The organism is Leptothoe sp. LEGE 181152 (assembly GCF_032906605.1).
GTDB lineage: Bacteria > Cyanobacteriota > Cyanobacteriia > Phormidesmidales > Phormidesmidaceae > Leptothoe > Leptothoe turfae.
Window position 1 is genome coordinate 230,689 of sequence record NZ_JASATU010000065.1, and the last position, 20,411, is coordinate 251,099.

Here is a 20,411-nt window from a genome sequence, read left to right on the forward strand (position 1 = left end):
AGGGCATTTACTAGACCCTAGTGGTGATTGTTGATTACTTCGACGGGTGCTCATGAGCTTCGACATGCAGCAGGCAGAGACATGCTTGCAGTCTCTAGACCTGGTTATGTTGTTTACGGATGTGCTAGGGTGGGTCACTCCGGCTAATGGACGTGCGATCGCAATCAGAGCGTTCAATCACCCTTATCGTGCCCACTGCATCGCTCAGCGAGGTGATGCCCGAGTTTGGGAAATCAAGCTCAATAACCCCGAAGTTCTGACTGCAAAGCTAAAGACAAAACTCTATCAGTCCATCCATAAAAAATATCCGCATCCTTTAATTGTCTTTATTGATCGTCAGCGATGTCGGAGTCTTTGGTACTGGCAAAGCGCCTCTAAAAGTTCTCACTCAATGGTCTTTATCCCTCGGCAACCCTTAGCCGCATGGGAAGCTCGATTAAATTATTTGGCCGATTATAGCCCTGATTCAGGTTCCCTCGATTTACAGTCACAGTCTGTCAGCTGTGCTGAGTTTACTGAGCAGTTGCGACAACAATTAAATCATCTGAGTGACGGGATTATTGGGATCCCTAACAGCCATGATCGACGTTGGTATGCGGCTATATTATTGCAACGTTTGATTATTATCCACATACTTCAGCGGCGTGGATTTCTAAATCAAGATATTTGGTATCTGCATAATCAACTGGGGCGTAGTCAGCAACAGCAGCGAAATATCTTTTTTCGACAGGTGCTTCAGCCCCTGTTTACTCAAGGGTTATCTCTGCCTCCTCTTGAGCGTCCTCGACGGATTAGTTGGGCCGGTCAAATTCCTTACTTAGGAGACGTTTTTTACACCCATCCTCTTGAGCAGCAATATGGCGAGTTGGACATAGCTGATGCGCTGTTCGAGTCAATCTTAGTGTGGTTTGAGTCCCCCTTATGGCAACAGTTGACTCATTGCTCTCAAATCAGCACCATTGGTCTGGCGTTTGAACAAGTACTGATAGAGGGGCAGACTGATCATTCGGAGAATGTGACGGATGCTCTCGGTGTTTGTTGTGAGCTAATTCTTAATAAGTTCATGCTCTGTCATCTTGAGGTTGATCAAGGGCAAGCTGTGCCCGATTTCTGGGATATTCTATTTCGTGGACATCCTAGGCATCTACGCCAGCTAGTGCAGGACATTTTGCCGCAGTTTTCCGTTCTAGATCCAGCCTGTGGTGCTGGTACTTTGCTGCTGGCATTACAGTATCGGCTCGTTGACGTTTACAGTGCACTAATTGGGCAATTGGCCCATCAAGTTGACAGTCAGCTTGATATTTGGGTTAAAGGAGTACACACAGAACACCCTTCCTTGCTACAGACCATCTATCGCCGCGTCTTTAGGTATGGTCTTTATGGTGTGGACCTCAATCCAGCAGTGATTGATATCGCCCGTCTTCAGTTGCTGCTGGGATTGGTGACCATGGCGCGGCAACCGCAAGATATTGAACCCTTACCCAGTCTCGATTTCAATCTTGTTACGGGGGATAGCTTAGTAGGATTCATTCGGGTAGATGAGGCTGGATTTGATCGATTAAGAGCTTCAGAAACTCTGCTGCAGGGCAATTTGTTGCAGCCTTTAGCGGCTGAAAGCTATCGCACGATTCTCTCAGAGAAAAATATTGCTCTTGAACATTATCGGTCTCAGTCCTATGTGTTGGAGGAATTAAGTCAGGGTATCCCCCATTATGCTCGACTCGAATTTTTTCGAGATCAGATTAGTCGCCTTGATGTTAGAGCCCAGACCAAACTGAACGAGCTGTTGCTCACTGAATTTAGTCAAACCCTAGGTATCCAATTTAGAGAATCTCAATTACTGGAAGCTCCACGGCGGCGGTTGCTGCGTATTGAGGATATGACAGTCCTACGTCCTTTCCATTGGGGATATCACTTTAGCCATGTGCTGGAACAGTCCCATGGGTTTAACGTGATTTTATCTAGGCCTCCCCAAGGCTCGTTTCGACCCACTACCCAAGAATTTTTTCAACGCTTTTGTGACTTGGCTAAACGAAAAAATATTGATGTTCATACGTTTAAAACAGCTAAGCGTTCGCTGCTCAATACGGATGCTGAAATTGCGAATGCCTGGTTGTTGTACCAAAGCCAATATTCGTTACTAACCGATTATTTTTATCGTTCCCCACAATATGATCACCAAAGCCCTTTGCTTAAGGGGCAGCGGCAGCGGACTCAATTGCGTCGACACTGGCTTTTCATTGAGCGATGCTATCAGCTTTTGGCTCCTCAAGGCATCTGTGGCCTGGTCACATCCAATGACATCAAACATAGTCCTAGGGGAGTTGCTCTTCGCAGTTTGTTAGAGAACCAAACGGATAGTGGTTTATTAATGAATTTAACGGGTGCACAACTTTCTTCTGACCAATGCTTTCTTTGGTTTTGTAAGCAGTGACCTTGGGGTGAACCTATTTTGAGTATTCGACGGTTACACCTAAATCTTTTTCTAGGGTGAGGCAATTACGCCCATCTCCTACCCTGAGTTGATAGTCCACACGATCCATTAGCTGGTGCAGGATCAACCAGCCATAGCCTCCTTCTTGAGGGGAATTGGGGTTAGGCGTGCGATAGTTACGCATATCAAAACCATGGCCTTCATCCCAGACTTCTAGGGACAAGAAATAACCTTCAATACCGAGGCGTAGAACAACGGGAATATCAGGACGGTCTTGATGGGCATGGCGCACAATATTCGAATAAACTTCAACAATGACCAGTCGCAGTCGGCTTTCAACTTTTTGCCAATCTAGATCGGTATCGCTGCCTATTTCGGCTTTGAGTGAACTGAGTAGCCAATCTTCCACTACAGCCAAAAACTTTAAGTCACTGGGGATAGCAAGTTCAGTTTTCATAGCTAAAACCCTACCTCCAAAGACAAGATGGTTTGATCGTCATGTTGTTCGTTGGCTGCGGTATTCAATTGAGCCAGCAATTGCTCAAGATTCAACCCAGTGGTCTGTTTTTGCAGTAGCTGCCACAGGCCCTGTTGACCTAGCATCTTGTGCTGGCCATCAATGGTCACTAAGGCCTCAGTAATGCCATCGCTGGCCAATAGCAGAGCATCCCCATCCTTTAATGCTAGTTGGCCTGCTTGAGTCTGCCATTTCGGTAAAATTCCGAGGGGAACGCCGTTACCTTTCCTTAAATAAGTAGGTTCTGGTGGTGGCGCAGTGCCTTGCATTAAGAGTTTTTGGGACCACACCACTGGATAAACGTGGCCTGCGTTGGCATAGACTAGCTCCCTACTGGTGGGGGTGTATCGCACCAACACCATGGTAATCATGTGTTCGTTATTGACCAGATCAGCGTTGAGGGCCTGATTCAGGTTTGCCATGACGGTTTCAGGCCCCGGTGGTTGGCTGGCCGATAGTTCTCGACGCAGCAAGGAGATAGCACTAGCCATAAACAGAGCAGCAGGAACTCCCTTGCCAGAGACATCTCCGACGGCTAGCCAGATATCGCCTTGGGGATGGATAAAAACTTCGTAGAAATCACCCCCAACGGCTCGTGCCGCCTGACATTTTGCTTGAATTTTAAGACCAGGGATATCGGGCCAAACTTGGTGGAGCAGTTTATGCTGAATCTGCCGTGCCACCTCCAGCTCCGTACGCATCTGTTCAGTTTGTCGCTGGATATGATGGTGAAGTTTCGCCTGGGATATAGCCATCACTACTTGCTCAGTGATGCTGGTAAATAGGCTGACGGTCGTACTGTCCCATGTGCCTGCGATTTGGTACAGGGCAATCGACGCTAAGGGCTGATCTCGATAGGTAAACCTTGCCGCTAAACGAGTTAGGGAGGTATCTCCATGGGGGAACTTGTCTAACACGAGTTCCTGGCAGGGGGCACCTACTTCTGCCAAGTCAGCCATGGATTTTTCTGATTTAGCATAGGTGACCGGTTTGGGTGCTTCTCCGACTTCGACTGAATCCACGGGATATAAAACGGCATAATCGGCCTCAAAGGCTTTCCCTAGGGCCTCTGCCACTGTTTGGAGGGTACTGGCATAGTCCAGAGAACTCCGAATCGTTGTGGTAATTGAGTTATATAGCGATTCTTTTTTGAGGGACTGAGATAGGGCGCGAGTGCGTTGCTTGACAATGCGATATGTGTTGGCGGCTTGGTCAATAACTTGACGTAACTCGTTAGGTTTCCACGGTTTGGTAATGTATTTGAAAACTTTACCCGAGTTAATTGCATCCACTAAGTCTTCAACATCGGTGTAGCCTGTGAGGACAATACGAATGGTGTCGGGATATTGATCGGTGGTGAGGCTTAAAAACTCCGTACCATTCATTTTGGGCATGCGCTGGTCGGAAATAATGATCGCCATTTCACCGTACTGTTTAAGGCACTCCAGGGCGTCTTGACCACTACTGGCCCGATAGACACGATAGCTACGCCTAAAGGTGCGGTGCAGCAGCTCTAAGTTATCGAGTTCATCGTCGACAACAAGTAACTTGAGCTGTTCATGAGTGGTGGAACTCATACTATCCTGTGGGATATCTGATTCTCGGGGCATATTAGGGCCAACCTTGGGAAGATAATCACCAATTCACCAATATTTACCAGTCAATCTTAGTGTGCCCAGGGAAATCCTAGGGAGACTGTGCCCATTCCCATCAAAATTAATGCATTTCGCGTATATATAGGTGATGGACGTTCGGTTAGCTTTAAACTATGGTCTACCTAGAGATTTCTGCTGGTCGTTGATAACTATGGCTAAACATTCCTCAATTTGTTTAGGGCTTTCTGCAGTTTTTTCCATGGCGATTGCTTTATCGGGTGGGTGGGCTTATGGTCAGTCATCCCATCGTGATTTGGTTGAGGAGTTAGCGCAGCTAGATCGAGCAATTTGTCTTCAGCAGTGGGACCAAGCGATTAATATCACCAGTAGGTTGATAGCTTCTGCCTCTGTGTCATCTAGTTATCGTCAGGAATTGCTGAGTTTTAGACATCAGTTACAGGCATGGCGCATCAGTGAAACGACTCCTATCGTGCAAGTCAATTGCGATCGCACCCTCCCCATGTACCTCACCCTTACGGCTCCCGAGCCTGCTCAACCTCAGCCCTTAGATTGGAATAGCGCTTTAGCTACGTTTCGCAATCCTCGCCCCATTGTTCAGTTTGATAGCGACTTTGAGCCAACTGACACCTTAATTCCGCCTGAACTAACGGTGAACAGCCCTGACGCCCTAGTGGATTTTGCGATTCCCGTCGATACGACTGATGGTTTTAGTGTGGTGGGTGGCAGCATTAATAGCAGGCCGCAGGTATATAACCTGCTAGCTCGTTTAGGCGATCGCATATCCCTGGAGATAGATGTTACCCGGGCCTATATGGGGGGGGATCCCCATCTACTCCTATTCGATCACAGAGGGCGTTTGCTTGTGCAAAGCGAGATTGATGCTTTGCAGGCGTCAATTCAAGATTTTATGATTCCTAGCACGGATGTCTATTTTGCTGTGGTGAGTCCCCAAGGTACCAGCCCTATTCTGGATGCTGATGGTCTGATTGTGGGCTGGCAAACTAGTCAAAATAATAGCTTTGACTATACAGTGACCCTGACAGGCGTGACACCATATCAAGCGTTGTTGCCCTAGATTTGTTAACGGGTTGTGTTTTAGGCATAGGCTCTTTGAAGATGTAGAGCCCATGCCTAAATACGTTCTGCTAGCCGTAATTTTGCAGAGCGAGCCCTGGGATTGTGCCGCAATTCTGCCTCGCTAGCAGTAATCGGTTTTTTAGTTAAAACCTTGAGCTGTTCATGGTTCCGTAAGCCATGTTTGACCCGTCGATCTTCAAGGCTATGAAAGCTAATGATGGCTAGCTTGCCTCCTATTTTGAGCCAGTTAGGGGCTGTTTCGATCAGCTGTTCAAGCACGTCTAACTCTTGGTTAACGGCAATACGGAGGGATTGAAAAACCCGAGTGGCAGGGTGAATGCGACCATGACGATATTTCCCTGGGACGCTAGCTGCGATCTCAGCAGCCAGCATGGTTGTGGTTTGAAACGGTCGACGCTCCACGATCCGACGGGCAATCCGGCGGGAGAGGCGTTCCTCACCATAGTGATAAAAAATGTCTGCCAGTTCACGTTCTGAACTGTGATTAACCAAGTCAGCCGCTGTCAGGGGTTGGTTGGGGTTCATACGCATATCCAATGTCCCCTCGTGGCGAAAACTGAAGCCTCGTTCAGGTTGGTCTAGTTGAGGGGAGCTTACGCCCAAATCTGCCAGCACGCCGTCAAAAACTTCGTCAGAAGGCTCAAAATCCGCAAAGTTACCATGCCAAAACGTCACCCTGTCCCCAAATTCCGCCAGGTTCCGTTGAGCGGCCTCTAAGGCCATAGGATCTTGATCTAGAGCCATCAAATGAACCGTAGGATCAGTTTCTAAAATCAAACGACTATGGCCCCCACCGCCTACTGTGGCGTCCAAATAATAACCATGGGGTTGAGGGGCTAACCCTGTCAAAACTTCCTCTGCAAGGACAGGTTGATGGTCAAAGGGCGTAGCTGAATTTAACGGGTCATCATTACTGACAGTATTCACGGATCGTCTCGTTGCAATTGGGACTGCATCATACCGCAGTGATGAGCTTGGCAAATGAGGTGAATTAATCGCTATATCTTGCTAGCGCAGAAAAATTAGGCAACAATCAGATCTACTTAATTGAGCTATTGCGCTTTTATTCAAACTTTCAGCGAAGAATCTTGCTAAAGTAAATCAGAGAATAATACGGCGTAGTTTCTATGACACGGCTCGAAACCAGAACAGAGCCCATGGTAATCAACCTGGGTCCTCATCATCCCTCAATGCACGGTGTGTTGCGACTCATCGTTACCCTCGATGGTGAGGATGTGATTGATTGTGAGCCCGTGATTGGCTACCTGCATCGCGGCATGGAGAAAATTGCCGAGAGCCGTACAAACGTTATGTTTGTGCCCTATGTTAGCCGTTGGGACTACGCGGCTGGCATGTTTAATGAGGCAATTACTGTCAACGCTCCTGAGCAGCTGGCTGACATTGAAGTGCCTAAGCGGGCCAGCTATATACGGGTGATTATGCTGGAGTTAAATCGCATTGCGAATCACTTGCTCTGGTTGGGACCATTTTTGGCTGACGTTGGTGCTCAAACCCCCTTTTTCTATATTTTCCGTGAACGGGAAATGATTTATGACCTGTGGGAAGCGGCTACAGGGGCAAGGTTAATTAATAACAACTATTTTCGCATCGGTGGTGTAGCAGCAGATTTACCCTACGGTTGGGTCGATAAGTGTGAAGACTTCTGTGATTACTTTTTACCCAAGGTTGATGAGTACGAAAAGTTGATTACCAACAACCCAATTTTCCGTCGTCGCGTTGAGGGTATTGGAACCATTACCCGTGAGGATGCTTTGAATTGGGGACTTTCAGGGCCTATGCTGAGAGGCTCTGGCGTTAAGTGGGACCTGCGCAAAGTTGATCATTATGAATGCTACGACGACTTTGACTGGGAAGTACAGTGGGAAACTGCTGGAGACTGTTTTGCCCGTTATATTATCCGCGTACGTGAGATGCGGGAATCCATCAAAATTATCCGTCAGGCCTTGAAAGCGTTGCCTGGTGGTCCCTACGAGAACCTTGAGGCCAAACGTATGGCAGAGGGGCCTAAGTCTGAATGGAACAGCTTTGATTATCAATTTATTGGTAAGAAGATTGCTCCCACATTTAAGATTCCAGCAGGTGAACACTATGTTCGCTTGGAAAGTGGGAAGGGAGAACTCGGAGTCTTTATTGTTGGCGATGACAGCATCTACCCGTGGCGTTGGAAGATTCGTGCACCTGATTTTAATAACCTTCAGATCTTGCCTCATCTATTGCGGGGTGTGAAGCTGGCCGACATTATGGCAATTTTAGGAAGTATTGACGTGATTATGGGCTCAGTAGATCGCTAAATCGTTTTTTTTATGCGGCCCTGAGATTAAGCCGCTGTTAGGGATGGTGTGTAAGCAGCATCCCTGTTTTTATTCTGAACTACTTGACTCATCATCAATATTGCAGTCAGTAGCCTGATTTACTGAGTTGATATAGCCTTCGTGAGCAGTTGATCCATCGGGGTAGGTGACAAAGGCCATGTCAGCCTGATCAAATCGAGTGTTGCGAGTAATGGCGTTGTACATGTCGGCGTAGCGCATATAGGCCTTTGTAAAATTAGCTCCGCTCATATCAGCTGCCCGTAAGATAGTGCCATAGAGACTGGCGCTTTCGAAGTTGCTGTTGACTAACCGAGCGGCACAGAGGTTAGCATCACGCAGTTCTGCATTAGTCAGGTCTGCCCGCTCTAAATTGCTATATTCCAAGGTGCCCTGGAGGATTTTGGCATTGCGTAGGTTAGCTCGTACTAAGCTGGCCTCCTCTAAATCAGCTCCTCGCATGTTGGTGTAGCTCAAATCCGCTTCATCCAACTTGGCTTCTCGGAAAACAGTATTAATCAATAAGCTATTACTAAAGTCAGCTCCCCGTAAATCGGAGCCAAAAAAATTGGCTCGACTCAAATCTTGATTGCTAAAATCCTTACCGCGCAGATCACAGCTAACACAGGTATAGTTTGGATGCTGTGGATCGGTCATAGCATCTAACGAATTATCCCGTTGAGTAACCGCTGCAGCAGGGTCGCTTGATTTTGATAGCGCCTTATTGACCTGTGGTAATCGCATAAGTAGTGGGGTCATGGCTGCAGATAAAATCAACAGGGTTAGCAGAAAGTTAAGTTTCATAGGCCATGCACTGCCGATAATAAAAGTTATCTAAAAAATCAAAATTATGGGCTCGTTTTAGAACCCAGAGTCAGAATAAAAACCTCTACCATTTATACCTGTCCTAATCCAAAGGACGCACACCAGAACATTCAGACCATGGTTATAGGTTTTACCTATCTAATAATCAATAAAAATTGGTTTTAATTATGCTTGACTCTAGTGTGTGTATTGATACCCTGAAGTTGAGTTCTTGTACCATCTGTTTCCATTATTCTTTATGGGATGTCGGCAACAGATGAGTCTGTTCTTATGGCTTTCTTAAACGGCCTCCTGACGTCAACGGTTTTGGATGGATTGTTTAAGGGGACCCTACAGACGGTAGCTCAACCTTACGTTATTATTCACCGATTACAGATTGAATTCCATGGGCTCATCTCCCTTTCGTAGTATTTTCTTACCATCACTAGTGTCATCCGGGTTGGCATTTGTCGTTATTACGTTACCGTTGTCAATGGCAAATTCAGTACCCACTTGGGTGTCTCCTAGTCAGGCTCGGGGTGATTTAGTTAGCCCTCTAGATAATTCGGCTAAGCCAATTATTCGTTACATTGGGTTGGCCATTCTGGGTAGTGTGGGGACTGGCATGATAACGGCAGACGTCTTGCGACGTCTTTACCGACGCCAACGTGCTCTCGCTGCAGTGCCTGCTCCATTTGAAGCCCCTTTAATTGAGCCAACTACTTCTTCAGAGGAGAAAACGTTTACTAGTTTCGACGATTCGGTGTCGCCTTCTATGGCGGTGGGTAGCTCAATGACATTAAATGGGCAGAGCTTATTGGCGACAAAACTGGCCCCAGGTCAAACAGTTGTTCATTTTAGAGGATATACCCAGAATGGTACTATTGACGGTCTTGAGTTAAAACCGATTTCTCTGGATGAGTTGATGCAGTTGGATGCCGATGTCACTCCAGTCGATATTCCTATACTTACGTTTCTAGAGCAGGTGGATCCGGCGCATTTAGATACTGGTGATGCCATGGTGTTTGGTGTACGTTATCAAAATAAGTACTACTGTTTATGGCGCAGTACATCAGACCAGGAAAAAGTGTTGGGATGGGCGAGACGTCTCATCCGGCAACATAGAGATGTGATTGTGACTCAGAATAGTGAGGCGCAATATTCGCTATGGTATGTACCCCCCAAACATCTTAGATAAATTAGATGGATATCAAGTGCCCACATGAGGGGCATACGTTAGATTCTTATATTTATTTCTGTTTTTTATACGTAATGAAGTATGGCTGACTTATCTTCCCAGGTAATTGCCGCGTATTCTCAGGGACGACGAGATTTTAGCTACTGTAAGATGCCGGCTATTCGGATGTCTCAGTATGAGCTAACTGGGATTGATTTATGGGGCTGTAATTTAGCGGATGCTCATTTGGCGGATGTTGATTTTAGCCAAAGCAATCTGCGGGGTGCTGATTTACAACGGGCAAATTTACGACGAACGAATTTTCAAGAAGCTGATTTACGGGGGGCATGTCTCCTGGGTGCTCAGTTAGAGGATGCCAATTTTCAGGATGCGATCGCAAACTATCAAACCCAATTTCCGGAAACCTTTGACCCTGCCCAGGCTGGAGTTCATTATTTGGGGTCTAAAGCTGCATTAATTGATTGCAACTTGAGTGAGCGTGATCTAGGTGGTATTGACCTTAGCCATAGTAATTTGGCTGGTGCTCAACTAAAAAAGACAAATTTGTTGGGAGCCTGGTTAGTCGGTGCACAGCTTACCGAAGCGAACTTAAGCTATGCAAATCTGAATTCCAGCAATCTCTCCAACGCCAACTTGCAACGGGCCAAATTCAAAGGTACTGATCTGACTAGGGCGAACTTATCAAAAGCCATCTTATTTGGTGTCGACTTAATTCATGCAGAGCTAAAAGAGAGTTGTTTATCCGGAGCTGTGTGTGATCCATCTACCCAGTGGCCCGAAGACTTTGATTGGGAGTGGGCTGGGGTTTATTGTCTAGGACCCAATCAATCTTTGTGGGCAGCTGATCTAAGTAATCTGGCGCTCGTTGGGGTTGATCTTAGCGGAGCTAACCTGGTCGGCGTTAATTTTACAGGGGCCGATTTATGGGGAGCTAATTTGCAAGGGTGCGATCTGCGAGATGCCTGTTTAGCTGGTGCAAATTTATGGGGTGCGAACTTGGTTGATGCAGACCTGACAGGAGCCGAAATCGACACCGCTAACCTTGAAGCCACCATGCTTTCCTAGGTGGTTTGAGCACCCAAATTGTCTCTAATATAAGAATTCTGTAGGTTCCGCAGGACGATTTGTTTGCCGTTCCTTAGGAAAGTCGACTTGATAAGGCAAGGGTGGTTCTTCAATGAGAATATGCCGGGTGCCCCAACCATCGTTATAGAGCTCAGGGCGTGCGCCCACCAGATTATCTACAGGTATATCTAGCACTTTTTTCATTTCTAAATAACGCCGACCTTCAAAGGTTGTCTGGAGCAGTTCAGGGGATACCTTGAGACCTTGTTGCGCAAGAATGCGCTCTAGAGTGGTGAGCTGATCTAATGGAGTGTAGGTAGCCATAACAACAACTGTGTCAAGGGGTTCCACATCCATATTCAATTCTGACTGATCAAGCTGCCAAGTTTCTTTTCTGCTGCCATCATCAGCCAGCTGTTTGAAGGTCAGTTCTCCTTGCCAGCGACCATTTTGTACGTTGACGACCTGATAGTCCAAGATTGAATAGGTGGGTTTAGGTTCTACATTGTCATCAGTCGGCGAAAGCTGTCGCATTGCCAACACATTAAGTTCCGTTTGGTTAGGAAAGTTAGCTGTTCCTTGTAATTCATAGGTATAGTTATTCCTGCCTGGTTCTATGGTGAAGTCCATTTCAGCCACAGGTAACCGATTGATTAAAACAGGATTATTAGGTGTCTCGATTGAAAAACCGCAGCCGCTTAACACACTACCTAAGCCGCCAAGCAGGCAGAATAACTTTAGTCTACGAAGACTAGATGGCGTCATTATATGGAAAGACATAGTCAGTAAATAGTAAGTCCGGATAAATTACTTGGCTGTACTTTTGTCAGAATTTTTGTCAGAGAACAGATAAGAGCCTTCTCGTAGGGAGTCTTTGCTTGAAGCTTTAGTAATTGGCTACTGCCATAAACAACGGTTACAACAATTTCTGTTGTCTAACCGGAAAGAAACTTCCGTTATCTCCGTCAGAACTAGGTGAAATAAGTCATAAAAATCACTTTATATGACTTATAAAATCACTATTGAATCCATAGATCAATTTTGGGATGGGGTTGTTCCTAATGAATAGAATTAGGCCTTTTCACCGAAAAAATATACAAATTCTAGTGTTTTTAATGATTCCTTCATGCGTGAATTTGCCCATCATAGGTCAGTATAGGTATTCGTTAGTTCGTAAAAAACTTAATTATGAATAACAAAATATAGTAGTCACCTTAATCGTATCTTGATCTATTTTTGCCGGATTGTGGCGATTAAGCTTGATATTTGATCTTGGAAGACTGTAAAAAAGCTTCTTAATGCATTATTCCTTAAACAAAATAACACTAACCTTTATAGAGTTCTCAGGGTGAAGACTGATCTATGTGTAAATCAATAAGCTACAGAGCAAACCCTTGCAAAGAATTTTCTGACTGGGTAAGACTTGATTGAGACCCGCCTAGGGTTCATCAGGGTTTGTATATGTTTTGAAAGGGCAAAAGAGCCAATAATTTGATTATTTTGACCTAGGTATGTATCTGGGGGGAGTGCTTACAGCAGTGTTTTTAAGGATAATCAGAAAACGCTTATTTATCTCGCTATTTTTATCTGTTCTATTAATTGTGACCACCTTAGGGCCTAGTATGGCTCAGGTGACGTCATCTCCAGGAGCTTCTGATGATCCAGCGGAGGCAGGTACTGCTGTTGATCGTCGTAATCGTAACGAAGATGGTGCAACATTAGGACGAGATCTTCTGCAAGATGCTCAAGCGGCTGAATTAGAACAGGAAGATGGCAGTCAATATATTCTTGAATTCAATCGTAGTCCGGTCGTAGGTACACGCCTGCGTCTAGAGGGTATTTATAATGAGTCTCGGTTAAGGTTTACACGGCCACGTAACTGGTCGGTTAAGTCTGTCAAGATTCTGTTGCGTTATCGTCATTCTGGGGCTCTTTACGCAACTCGCTCCAATCTGAACGTGATTGTTAATGACAATAATGTTGGTAGTGTACCGCTAAATCTGAAACAGGGTGATACGGGCACCATTGTTTTTGACATTCCTACACGTATTCTAAAAGATTACAACGAGCTCATTATTGCGGGTTTGCAGAATAACTCACCCACCTGTACCCAGGATCCATTTGACCCATCACTTTGGACAGAAATTTTACCGGATTCAAAGCTGGTATTTAACTATGACGCTGAACCGTTCCAACTGGATTTCAATAGCTATCCCTATCCCCTGATTGACGTGCTCAGTTTGGAAACAAACCACATTGATTATGTTGTTCCTACTGAGCAGGATCAAGCTTGGTTAACAGCTATTTCACGGCTACAGACATCTTTAGGACGTATTGCTGACTATCGCCCTTTAGAAACAGATCTAGTTGAAAAGTTTGATGATGTAGCTGATGGCAACCGAGTCGTAATAGTTGGGACACCTAGTCAGCAACCCATGTTGGAGAACCTTAATTTACCACTGACTCTCAAAAATAAGCGTTGGTTGGATAACAAACAGACACTAATTTCTTCTGATACTGGTATTTTGATGTGGACTGTGCTTAAGGATAAACAGTCCCCTGTATTAGTAGCAACAGGTAATGGATCTACTGCTGTAGATAAGGCAGTGCGGTTCTTAACACAGTCTCAAGATCGCAAAATTGGTGCCGGTCAAATTGTTTTGGTAGATGAGGTGGAAGAAATTGAGGCACCTGACATTCGTGATTGGCCTCGTTATCTGCCCCTATCTGATAATTTTGAGCTCAGCGATCTAACAGGATTTAATAATGAGCCGATTGATGATGTGGTGATTCGAGGTGCTCATGCGCCACCGTTTGAATTTGATTTTAAGGCGTTACCGGACGATCGCTTTTTGCCAGGAAATGTGATGACTCTGCGGTACACCTATGGTCCCCAGGTAAACCCGCTCACATCTCTAGTGGAAGTGCAGTTAGACGGTATTACCGTTGCTGGTCGCCGTCTCGATTCGATTGACGGTAAGCGGCGATCCACCTTGAAAGTGGAATTGCCAGAACAGCACATTACACCTCAGTCACGTTTAAAAGTTTATTTGAGATTTGATCCACGGGAACGTCGTTCCTGTAGCCGTGTTACAGACCACCAACTATGGGGCACCATCCACAGCGACAGTGCCTTTAATCTCAACCGTCAACAGGTGGCAAAACTACCGGATCTAAATCTATTAAAGGCTGGTTATCCGTTTGCAGCACCTCAAGATTTGTCTCGTACTACCATTGTGTTGCCCAACAAACCCAGTATGACTGAGTTATCGTTGATGCTTGAATTAAGTGAGCGTCTCGGTCGTTTAAGTCGTTCAGAAGCAGTACGGGTCCAGGTTTATCCGGTTGGCAAACTGACCCCGGAAATACGGGAATCACAGAATCTGGTGGCCATTGGATTGCGATCGCAATTTCCCTTGGTTGAAGCTTTAGAAGCTGCGGAGTTTAACCTGAAAGATGGAGCCCGCCAATGGGGTGACAGTCAGGTTCAAACGTTGCCTGATGCAGAGGGTGTTTTACAGCAGCAACTATCTCCGTGGAATGAATCACGAGTATTGTTGACTATGACAGCTCAAAGTGAAGATGGTTTGAAGCAGCTCCGCGATCTCTTAGAACTGGATTCCCTATTTTTCCAGTTGCAAGGGGACACGGTGTTAATTAGTGCCAATGACGAAACGCCATCTCCTTATGACGAAAACGCCTATAATCTAGAGTTCTTACAGCGTTCTGCCCAGCAAGATATTCAAGAAAAGAGTGCGTTTCAAAGAGCCATCACCGTCATTCAGGGTAATTGGTTCCTCCTGATTCCCGGTATCATTGTGCTCTCATTGTTGCTCTATGGTGTTCTCCAAGCATACTTAAAACGAAATGATGCTCTGACGGCTGCCCAAGGTGTTATGACCGATCCATCTGCGCCAGGAGAACTTTAATTATGGCTGAACGAATATTCATTACCCATCGATTGAGAGACTTTCAGTCTGTCTTCAAAACCTATCTGTCTAAAAGAGTTCGGCCTTTACTGATTGAACTGCTGATCATTACGCTCCCCGATTGGTTTGATCAGAGTTTGCAGTGGCTCAATAAACAACAGCTATTGGTGTTGGCATTGTGTTTAACCACATTTGCCTGGCCTATCATGACAGCGCGGCCAACAATTCTGCAGCAGGGACTGGTGGCGTTAGCCCTATTGGGTGTAGGTCAGGTATTGTTGCGGTTAGAAGATCGCCAGACTAGCCAACGAGTCAGTGAATACTTGCATTTGCTATTGATAGCTGTTAGTACCATCACAACCCTGCGGTATCTGTACTATCGCTCTAACTACACGCTTAACTTAGGTTCTTGGCTGGATGGTTTCTTTTCAATTTTGCTGTTTACGGCAGAGCTTTATGCAATTGCTACTCTGTTATTGTCCTATTTCCAGACCTTAAGGATTCGCGAGCGTAAATCTATTTCCCTCGATCGTTGGCCACAGGAGAAATGGCCTAAGGTAGATATTTATATTCCTACCTATAACGAAGATGTTGCCATCGTCCGTAAAACCGTATTGGGAGCCCTCAAGATTGATTATCCGGCAGATAAAAAGGTTGTTTATGTGTTAGATGATGGTCGTGCTGAAAAATATCGGGAACGTCGCCTTGCCCTAAAGGCCATGTGTGAAGAGTTAGGATGTATGATGCTGACCCGTGACAACAACGATCACGCTAAGGCTGGTAACATCAATACAGCACTGGACAGAACAGACGGTCAGCTAGTGCTTATTCTAGATTGTGACCATATACCGGTACGAGGGTTTTTGCAGGAAACTGTTGGCTTCTTCTTTGATAAAAAATTAGCTCTGGTACAAACTCCTCACTGGTTCTATAATCCCGATCCATTTGAGCGTAATTTACTTACTCAAGGGCAGATACCCGTTGGTAACGAGCTATTTTACAAGGTGTTGCAAAAAGGTAATGACTTTTGGAATGCAGCCTTTTTCTGTGGCTCTGCAGCCTTGATTCGTCGTAAGTATCTGGTTGACGTTGGAGGGATTGCAACCGAGACAGTAACCGAAGACTGCCACACATCTTTACGATTGCACTCTCTGGGTTATCGCACTGTTTACTACGACAAAATTATGGTGGCTGGCTTAGCCCCTGAGAAATTTTCCTCATATGTAGGTCAGCAGGTTCGTTGGGCCAGGGGGATGGCTCAGATTTTACGGATTGAAAATCCCCTGTTTAACCGCAAACTTAATTTGCGTCTATCTCAGCGATTTTGCTATTTCAGTGCCACTTCCCATTTCTTTTTTGGCTTTCCCCGGTTGATGTATGCAATTGCTCCCAACCTGTTTTTGCTGTTTGGGATCAACCCTGTAAAGGGTTTAGGTATTGAGACATTGTTCTATGCATTGCCGCACATTGTGCTCTCAATGCATGCGAATCATATCTCCTACAAACATGTTCGGTTTTCTTTCTGGAATGAGATTTATGAATTTGCAATGTCATTCCAGGCAGGTATTGTGACATTGCTGGCGTTGATCAATCCACATTTGGGTTCCTTTAACGTGACTGATAAGGGAGTCTCAGTAGAATCTCGTAGCTTTGATATCGATAGTGTGCGCTATCTTGTGGTTCTAGGAGCGATTACAGCTGCGTCTCTACTGACTGTACCTATCTGGCTAATTCTCAGCCCTTTGGATACTCAGGCTGTACTGATCAACACCCTATGGTGTGTGTTTAACCTTTCTCTGGTTTTAACAGCGTGTCTGGTGGCATTTGAACAACCACAGCTGCGACAATCTCACCGGTTACCGCGTGAGCTAATTGCTCGCCTTTACAGTGATGATGGTCAAGTTTGGGAAGGTACAACGATTGATGTTAGTGAAACGGGCGCTCAGGTGCTGCTTGATGTTTGGCCCAATGTTTCTGACCGGGTACAGCTAGAGATTTTGGGTGATTATGGAGCGATCGCCTTACTAGATGCAGAAATTGTCAGAGCTACTGCAACAGATGCCTTGCAGACAAAGCTAGCCATTAACTTTGTCAATATGACTCAAGCACAGCAAGATGATCTCGCCATTGTGATTTTTTCTGATGTGCGCAGATGGTATTCCCAAATTCGTGAAAATACTGATAACCCATGGCAGTCCCTCAGCTTTATTTTGATGAGTTTGAGGCGAGCTTTCCAAGAGTTACGCCCAGCTAATAGCGTTAAGATGCGTAAACAAGTTGAGGTAATGAGTGACCTTAGATGGAAAGGGTGGGGTAGCAATGTTCAAGCTGCTATGATCACTGAGCTGGGGTCAAGGGACATGCGGCTAGAGTTGTTGGGTGATGCTAGTACGGCGGCTATTGCCCTGCAGGATAATCACCCCCTGTTACATTTGCAGGTCTATCCACAAGTGGATAGCGTTCATTCCTATGATTTGATGGCTCAGGTTGAGCGTCTTGAACTCGTACCTAAGCTTTCAAGTACCTATAGTGGCTCGGTTACAAACGCAGATTTAAATAATCCTAGTCAACTCTCGGATTATCGTGTGGCTTTGGAACTTACGTTCCCTGCATCCTTGGATCAGCAACAGCAGAACCAAATTAAAACGTTACTCAGACAGGTTGCCTAAAGATCACTGCTCGTGTGATGGGTTTCTAAAGCTCATTTGTTCTAGTTCGCAACTGCGATTTTCATTATTATTTCGTCATTCTAATGGTGTACGTAGCCTGGTAATGTCCTGTGATCCTGGGTATAGGGAATTATTACCGTAGTTCCTTTTTCTGTTACCTCTTTTATGAAGACTTTGTTTGGGCGTACGTAATTTTACTGGTATTCTCAAACTAAATGTACAAACTTACAGTGCTATATGTTCCTAAACTAAGGGGGATATAGTGGCTTATTGCAGGGTGATTAAAATTTTGATAAATGTGACCTTGAAACAGGGTTCTTCCAAATAGATGGTCCGGACTAGGGAGCAAATAGTGGAATTTCTTCATAGTGAAGTTGTCGCATAAATTTATTTCTATTGCCGCATATATCTATTTCCATAGGAAAGAAACCATTTGTATGGTTATTGAGTCGAAAATGTATATATCTATTCGTGGCCGTGTGTAATAGGTGTACTACCCATTGCTTTGGTCTAATTTAGCCCTAAAGGGTTTTGGCTTTTTGCTGTATCGTTAAACATTCAGTTATGAACAGTCGTTCGATTGTGGGTTATGGTGCAACCCAGAAGTTACATCCTCTAAGCTTTTTGGCTCAGTTGATCAGTCGGCAGGTGAGTGGTCACTTCAAGTTGTACTCGGGGACTAACTCATGGTCGCTTTTTCTTAACCAAGGCAAGCTTAATTTTGCTACAGATACTGATGCGCCCTTTGATCGCTTAGATCGTCATCTTCAGGACTTGAGTAGTGAAATTTCTACTCTAGTAGGTGCTGTGCGAGTTCAACTACGGTTGATGTTTGAGCAGTCACCTAAGCAGGCTCCCCTAACGCCAGATTATCAGGCGATTAGTTGGTTGGTAGAGCAATCTCATCTAACGCCGGAACAAGCGAGTGGGTTGATACGCGCCATGGCGATTGAGGTAATTGAGTCCTTTTTGGGTGTGCAGGAAGGTAGTTATGATTTACTTGGTTTAGAGGATATTGGTGAGTATCCGGTTCTCTGTCAGTTAGATTTACGTCCTATTGTTGAAATCTGTCAACGAAATCGGCGGCAGAGCTTACTATCATCCCCCTCAGCGGTGGCAGCTGGAGCGCCAGTGGTTTCTGTACAGTCTGTAGCTGCCTCTGTGCCGTCTGTTTCACCTGCTGCTAATAAGCTGGTGGATTCTGAATCCACTGCACAAGCTGGGGCTGCTGTTGTTAATCCTCAGGCTCGAGATGGAGGCGCTAACATGTCAGCATCTTCTGATGCTCGCAGGGCTGTTTACACAATTGCCTGTATTGATGATAGTCCAACTGTTTTGAACGCAATTCAAGAATTCTTGAATGATAGAAGTCTGAACGTTGTCCCTATTAGTGACCCGGTCAAGGCGTTGATGCAGGTTATGCGCTGTCGTCCAGATCTGATTCTGTTGGATGTAACCATGCCTAATTTGGATGGCTATGAACTATGCTCTTTGTTACGCAGGCATCCAAGCTTTAGAAATACGCCCATTGTCATGGTGACGGGTAATACGGGCTTTATTGATCGCGCGAAAGCCAAGTTGGTAAGGTCTTCTGGTTATTTGACTAAGCCATTTAGTCAGTCAGAGCTCTTGAAAATGGTATTTATGCATTTACCGGCCGTGGGGCCGAGACAGTAGTGAGCTAAATTGCTCATCTACTTCAATGTTTCAGATTTTGTGATAGTTACTATTATGAACACTGAGGGCGGTTGGCCACACATTTGGGGGATGACAGACAGACTATGACGGTAATTAAAACGGCTACAGTGCTAATCGTTGAGGATACACCCTCTGAACGAGAATTAATTAGCCATTATTTACAGGAAGAAGGCTACAGTGTCATCCATGCTGTGACAGCGCAAGAGGGGTTAGATAAGGCTATTTCTAGTCAGCCGAGCGTCATTGTTACGGATGTAGTGATGCCTGGAATGAGTGGCTTTGAGCTGTGTCGAAGCTTAAAGCGTGCGCCTGAAACAGAGAAGGTTCCGGTGATCATTTGTTCATCTAAGGATCAGGCAATTGATCGCCTGTGGGGTATGCGACAGGGGGCAGATGCCTACATCACTAAACCCTTTGAGCGAGAGGAACTACTGAAGGTAATTAAATCAGTATTGTAATTTTTTTAGTGTGCGATCGCATATCGTTTGTGAGGTCACTATTTTGTCTGCTTTATCTCTGAAAAAAGACAGGCCTGTACTGGCAAAGTCATTCTTAAAGTTCCAGTTGGCTCCTAATGTTGTAGCCATGTTTCCTGCCCGGGCTGTTCAGGAAGCGGTCGTGTTACCCACACGACGAGTGATGGCGATGCCCAATATGCCAGCAGCCCTCTTAGGGTTAACTAATCGCCGTGGCCGTGTATTTTGGGTTGCTAATTTAGTGCGCCTGTTGGGGCTGCCAGTGCCCGATCACCACAGTCAACAATATAGCTTAATCGTAGTTCAAGGACAGTCAACACCCCTAGCGTTACAGGTTGAAGCTATTGATGGTATGGTCAGCTTTCCACCGGAAGCTATTCATCCCCCTCCAAATAATGTGAGCAGTATTATTTTGCCGTACCTCATAGGCTGTGTTACTCACAACGATGAAACTATTTTTATATTAGACGTTGAAGCCCTGCTACAGTCTCCAGTGCTACAGGCACCCTAGGCTCTTCCCTTGATTAAGGTTGTTATTATCTTTTGCTGATTTCTATAGTTATCTACTCTGAGTCAT

At 45.4% G+C, this 20,411-nt stretch carries 15 protein-coding genes; 10 read left to right on the forward strand and 5 right to left on the reverse strand.

Going from position 1 to position 20,411, the window contains the following annotated elements; all coding sequences use genetic code 11:
• The first annotated feature begins 64 nt into the window (after positions 1 to 64).
• Positions 65 to 2,434, forward strand: coding sequence for a DNA methyltransferase family protein (locus tag QGP82_RS30125; RefSeq protein WP_163667932.1), 2,370 nt, complete (start codon positions 65 to 67; stop codon positions 2,432 to 2,434).
• A 13-nt stretch (positions 2,435 to 2,447) separates the two neighbouring features.
• Here the strand turns inward: QGP82_RS30125 and QGP82_RS30130 are convergent, their stop codons facing one another.
• Together QGP82_RS30130 and QGP82_RS30135 are read right to left on the reverse strand one after the other, a co-directional pair.
• Positions 2,448 to 2,891 (reverse strand): ATP-binding protein, encoded by a 444-nt coding sequence (locus QGP82_RS30130; protein ID WP_163667934.1) that lies wholly within the window; start codon positions 2,889 to 2,891, stop codon positions 2,448 to 2,450.
• A 2-nt stretch (positions 2,892 to 2,893) separates the two neighbouring features.
• Positions 2,894 to 4,528 carry a SpoIIE family protein phosphatase gene (locus tag QGP82_RS30135; protein WP_163667937.1) on the reverse strand — a complete coding sequence of 545 codons (1,635 nt, stop codon included), beginning with the start codon at positions 4,526 to 4,528 and terminating at the stop codon, positions 2,894 to 2,896.
• Between the two features lie 277 nt (positions 4,529 to 4,805).
• On the opposite strand from QGP82_RS30135, the gene QGP82_RS30140 reads away from it, so the two are divergent.
• Positions 4,806 to 5,642, forward strand: coding sequence for a hypothetical protein (locus tag QGP82_RS30140; RefSeq protein ID WP_499061854.1), 837 nt, complete (start codon positions 4,806 to 4,808; stop codon positions 5,640 to 5,642).
• Between the two features lie 56 nt (positions 5,643 to 5,698).
• On the opposite strand, the gene rsmH is transcribed toward QGP82_RS30140, so the two are convergent.
• Positions 5,699 to 6,592, reverse strand: coding sequence for a 16S rRNA (cytosine(1402)-N(4))-methyltransferase RsmH (gene rsmH / locus QGP82_RS30145; RefSeq protein ID WP_499061855.1), 894 nt, complete (start codon positions 6,590 to 6,592; stop codon positions 5,699 to 5,701).
• Between the two features lie 200 nt (positions 6,593 to 6,792).
• On the opposite strand from rsmH, the gene QGP82_RS30150 reads away from it, so the two are divergent.
• Positions 6,793 to 7,977: an NAD(P)H-quinone oxidoreductase subunit H gene (locus tag QGP82_RS30150; protein ID WP_163667944.1), complete on the forward strand. Its 1,185-nt coding sequence runs from the start codon at positions 6,793 to 6,795 to the stop codon at positions 7,975 to 7,977.
• A 69-nt stretch (positions 7,978 to 8,046) separates the two neighbouring features.
• On the opposite strand, the gene QGP82_RS30155 is transcribed toward QGP82_RS30150, so the two are convergent.
• On the reverse strand, positions 8,047 to 8,754 hold the full coding sequence (locus QGP82_RS30155) for a pentapeptide repeat-containing protein (protein WP_163667946.1): 708 nt from the start codon (positions 8,752 to 8,754) through the stop codon (positions 8,047 to 8,049).
• 538 nt (positions 8,755 to 9,292) lie between these two features.
• Here QGP82_RS30155 and QGP82_RS30160 point away from each other — a divergent pair.
• Positions 9,293 to 9,997 carry a hypothetical protein gene (locus tag QGP82_RS30160; protein ID WP_163667948.1) on the forward strand — a complete coding sequence of 235 codons (705 nt, stop codon included), beginning with the start codon at positions 9,293 to 9,295 and terminating at the stop codon, positions 9,995 to 9,997.
• Between the two features lie 81 nt (positions 9,998 to 10,078).
• Entirely contained in the window at positions 10,079 to 11,062 is a 984-nt protein-coding gene (locus QGP82_RS30165) for a pentapeptide repeat-containing protein (protein ID WP_163667950.1), read from the forward strand.
• 24 nt (positions 11,063 to 11,086) lie between these two features.
• On the opposite strand, the gene QGP82_RS30170 is transcribed toward QGP82_RS30165, so the two are convergent.
• A complete protein-coding gene (locus QGP82_RS30170; protein WP_163667952.1) occupies positions 11,087 to 11,842 on the reverse strand; it encodes a hypothetical protein in 756 nt (251 codons plus the stop codon).
• A gap of 842 nt (positions 11,843 to 12,684) precedes the next feature.
• Between QGP82_RS30170 and QGP82_RS30175 the strand changes: the two genes are divergently transcribed.
• The 5 genes from QGP82_RS30175 (at position 12,685) to QGP82_RS30195 (ending at position 20,345) form a co-directional block, all read left to right on the forward strand.
• On the forward strand, positions 12,685 to 14,991 hold the full coding sequence (locus tag QGP82_RS30175) for a cellulose biosynthesis cyclic di-GMP-binding regulatory protein BcsB (RefSeq protein ID WP_250564717.1): 2,307 nt from the start codon (positions 12,685 to 12,687) through the stop codon (positions 14,989 to 14,991).
• Between the two features lie 2 nt (positions 14,992 to 14,993).
• Positions 14,994 to 17,660 (forward strand): UDP-forming cellulose synthase catalytic subunit, encoded by a 2,667-nt coding sequence (gene bcsA, locus QGP82_RS30180; RefSeq protein ID WP_163699332.1) that lies wholly within the window; start codon positions 14,994 to 14,996, stop codon positions 17,658 to 17,660.
• Between the two features lie 564 nt (positions 17,661 to 18,224).
• A complete protein-coding gene (locus QGP82_RS30185) occupies positions 18,225 to 19,337 on the forward strand; it encodes a response regulator (RefSeq protein ID WP_163660718.1) in 1,113 nt (370 codons plus the stop codon).
• A gap of 104 nt (positions 19,338 to 19,441) precedes the next feature.
• Positions 19,442 to 19,816 carry a response regulator transcription factor gene (locus QGP82_RS30190; RefSeq protein WP_006515139.1) on the forward strand — a complete coding sequence of 125 codons (375 nt, stop codon included), beginning with the start codon at positions 19,442 to 19,444 and terminating at the stop codon, positions 19,814 to 19,816.
• 43 nt (positions 19,817 to 19,859) lie between these two features.
• Entirely contained in the window at positions 19,860 to 20,345 is a 486-nt protein-coding gene (locus tag QGP82_RS30195; RefSeq protein ID WP_499061856.1) for a chemotaxis protein CheW, read from the forward strand.
• The last annotated feature ends 66 nt before the right edge of the window (positions 20,346 to 20,411 follow it).

Excerpts from the sequence above, each read along its gene's own strand:
- QGP82_RS30175 (WP_250564717.1), top strand. The coding sequence starts at position 12,685 with ATGGCTCAGGTGACGTCATCTCCAGGAGCTTCTGATGATCCAGCGGAG.
- QGP82_RS30165 (WP_163667950.1), top strand. The coding sequence starts at position 10,079 with ATGGCTGACTTATCTTCCCAGGTAATTGCCGCGTATTCTCAGGGACGA.
- bcsA (WP_163699332.1), top strand. The coding sequence starts at position 14,994 with ATGGCTGAACGAATATTCATTACCCATCGATTGAGAGACTTTCAGTCT.
- QGP82_RS30130 (WP_163667934.1), bottom strand. The coding sequence starts at position 2,891 with ATGAAAACTGAACTTGCTATCCCCAGTGACTTAAAGTTTTTGGCTGTA.
- QGP82_RS30150 (WP_163667944.1), top strand. The coding sequence starts at position 6,793 with ATGACACGGCTCGAAACCAGAACAGAGCCCATGGTAATCAACCTGGGT.
- QGP82_RS30135 (WP_163667937.1), bottom strand. The coding sequence starts at position 4,528 with ATGAGTTCCACCACTCATGAACAGCTCAAGTTACTTGTTGTCGACGAT.
- QGP82_RS30185 (WP_163660718.1), top strand. The coding sequence starts at position 18,225 with ATGAACAGTCGTTCGATTGTGGGTTATGGTGCAACCCAGAAGTTACAT.
- QGP82_RS30190 (WP_006515139.1), top strand. The coding sequence starts at position 19,442 with ATGACGGTAATTAAAACGGCTACAGTGCTAATCGTTGAGGATACACCC.
- QGP82_RS30140 (WP_499061854.1), top strand. The coding sequence starts at position 4,806 with ATGGCGATTGCTTTATCGGGTGGGTGGGCTTATGGTCAGTCATCCCAT.
- QGP82_RS30125 (WP_163667932.1), top strand. The coding sequence starts at position 65 with ATGCAGCAGGCAGAGACATGCTTGCAGTCTCTAGACCTGGTTATGTTG.
- QGP82_RS30155 (WP_163667946.1), bottom strand. The coding sequence starts at position 8,754 with ATGACCCCACTACTTATGCGATTACCACAGGTCAATAAGGCGCTATCA.
- QGP82_RS30160 (WP_163667948.1), top strand. The coding sequence starts at position 9,293 with ATGGCAAATTCAGTACCCACTTGGGTGTCTCCTAGTCAGGCTCGGGGT.
- QGP82_RS30170 (WP_163667952.1), bottom strand. The coding sequence starts at position 11,842 with ATGTCTTTCCATATAATGACGCCATCTAGTCTTCGTAGACTAAAGTTA.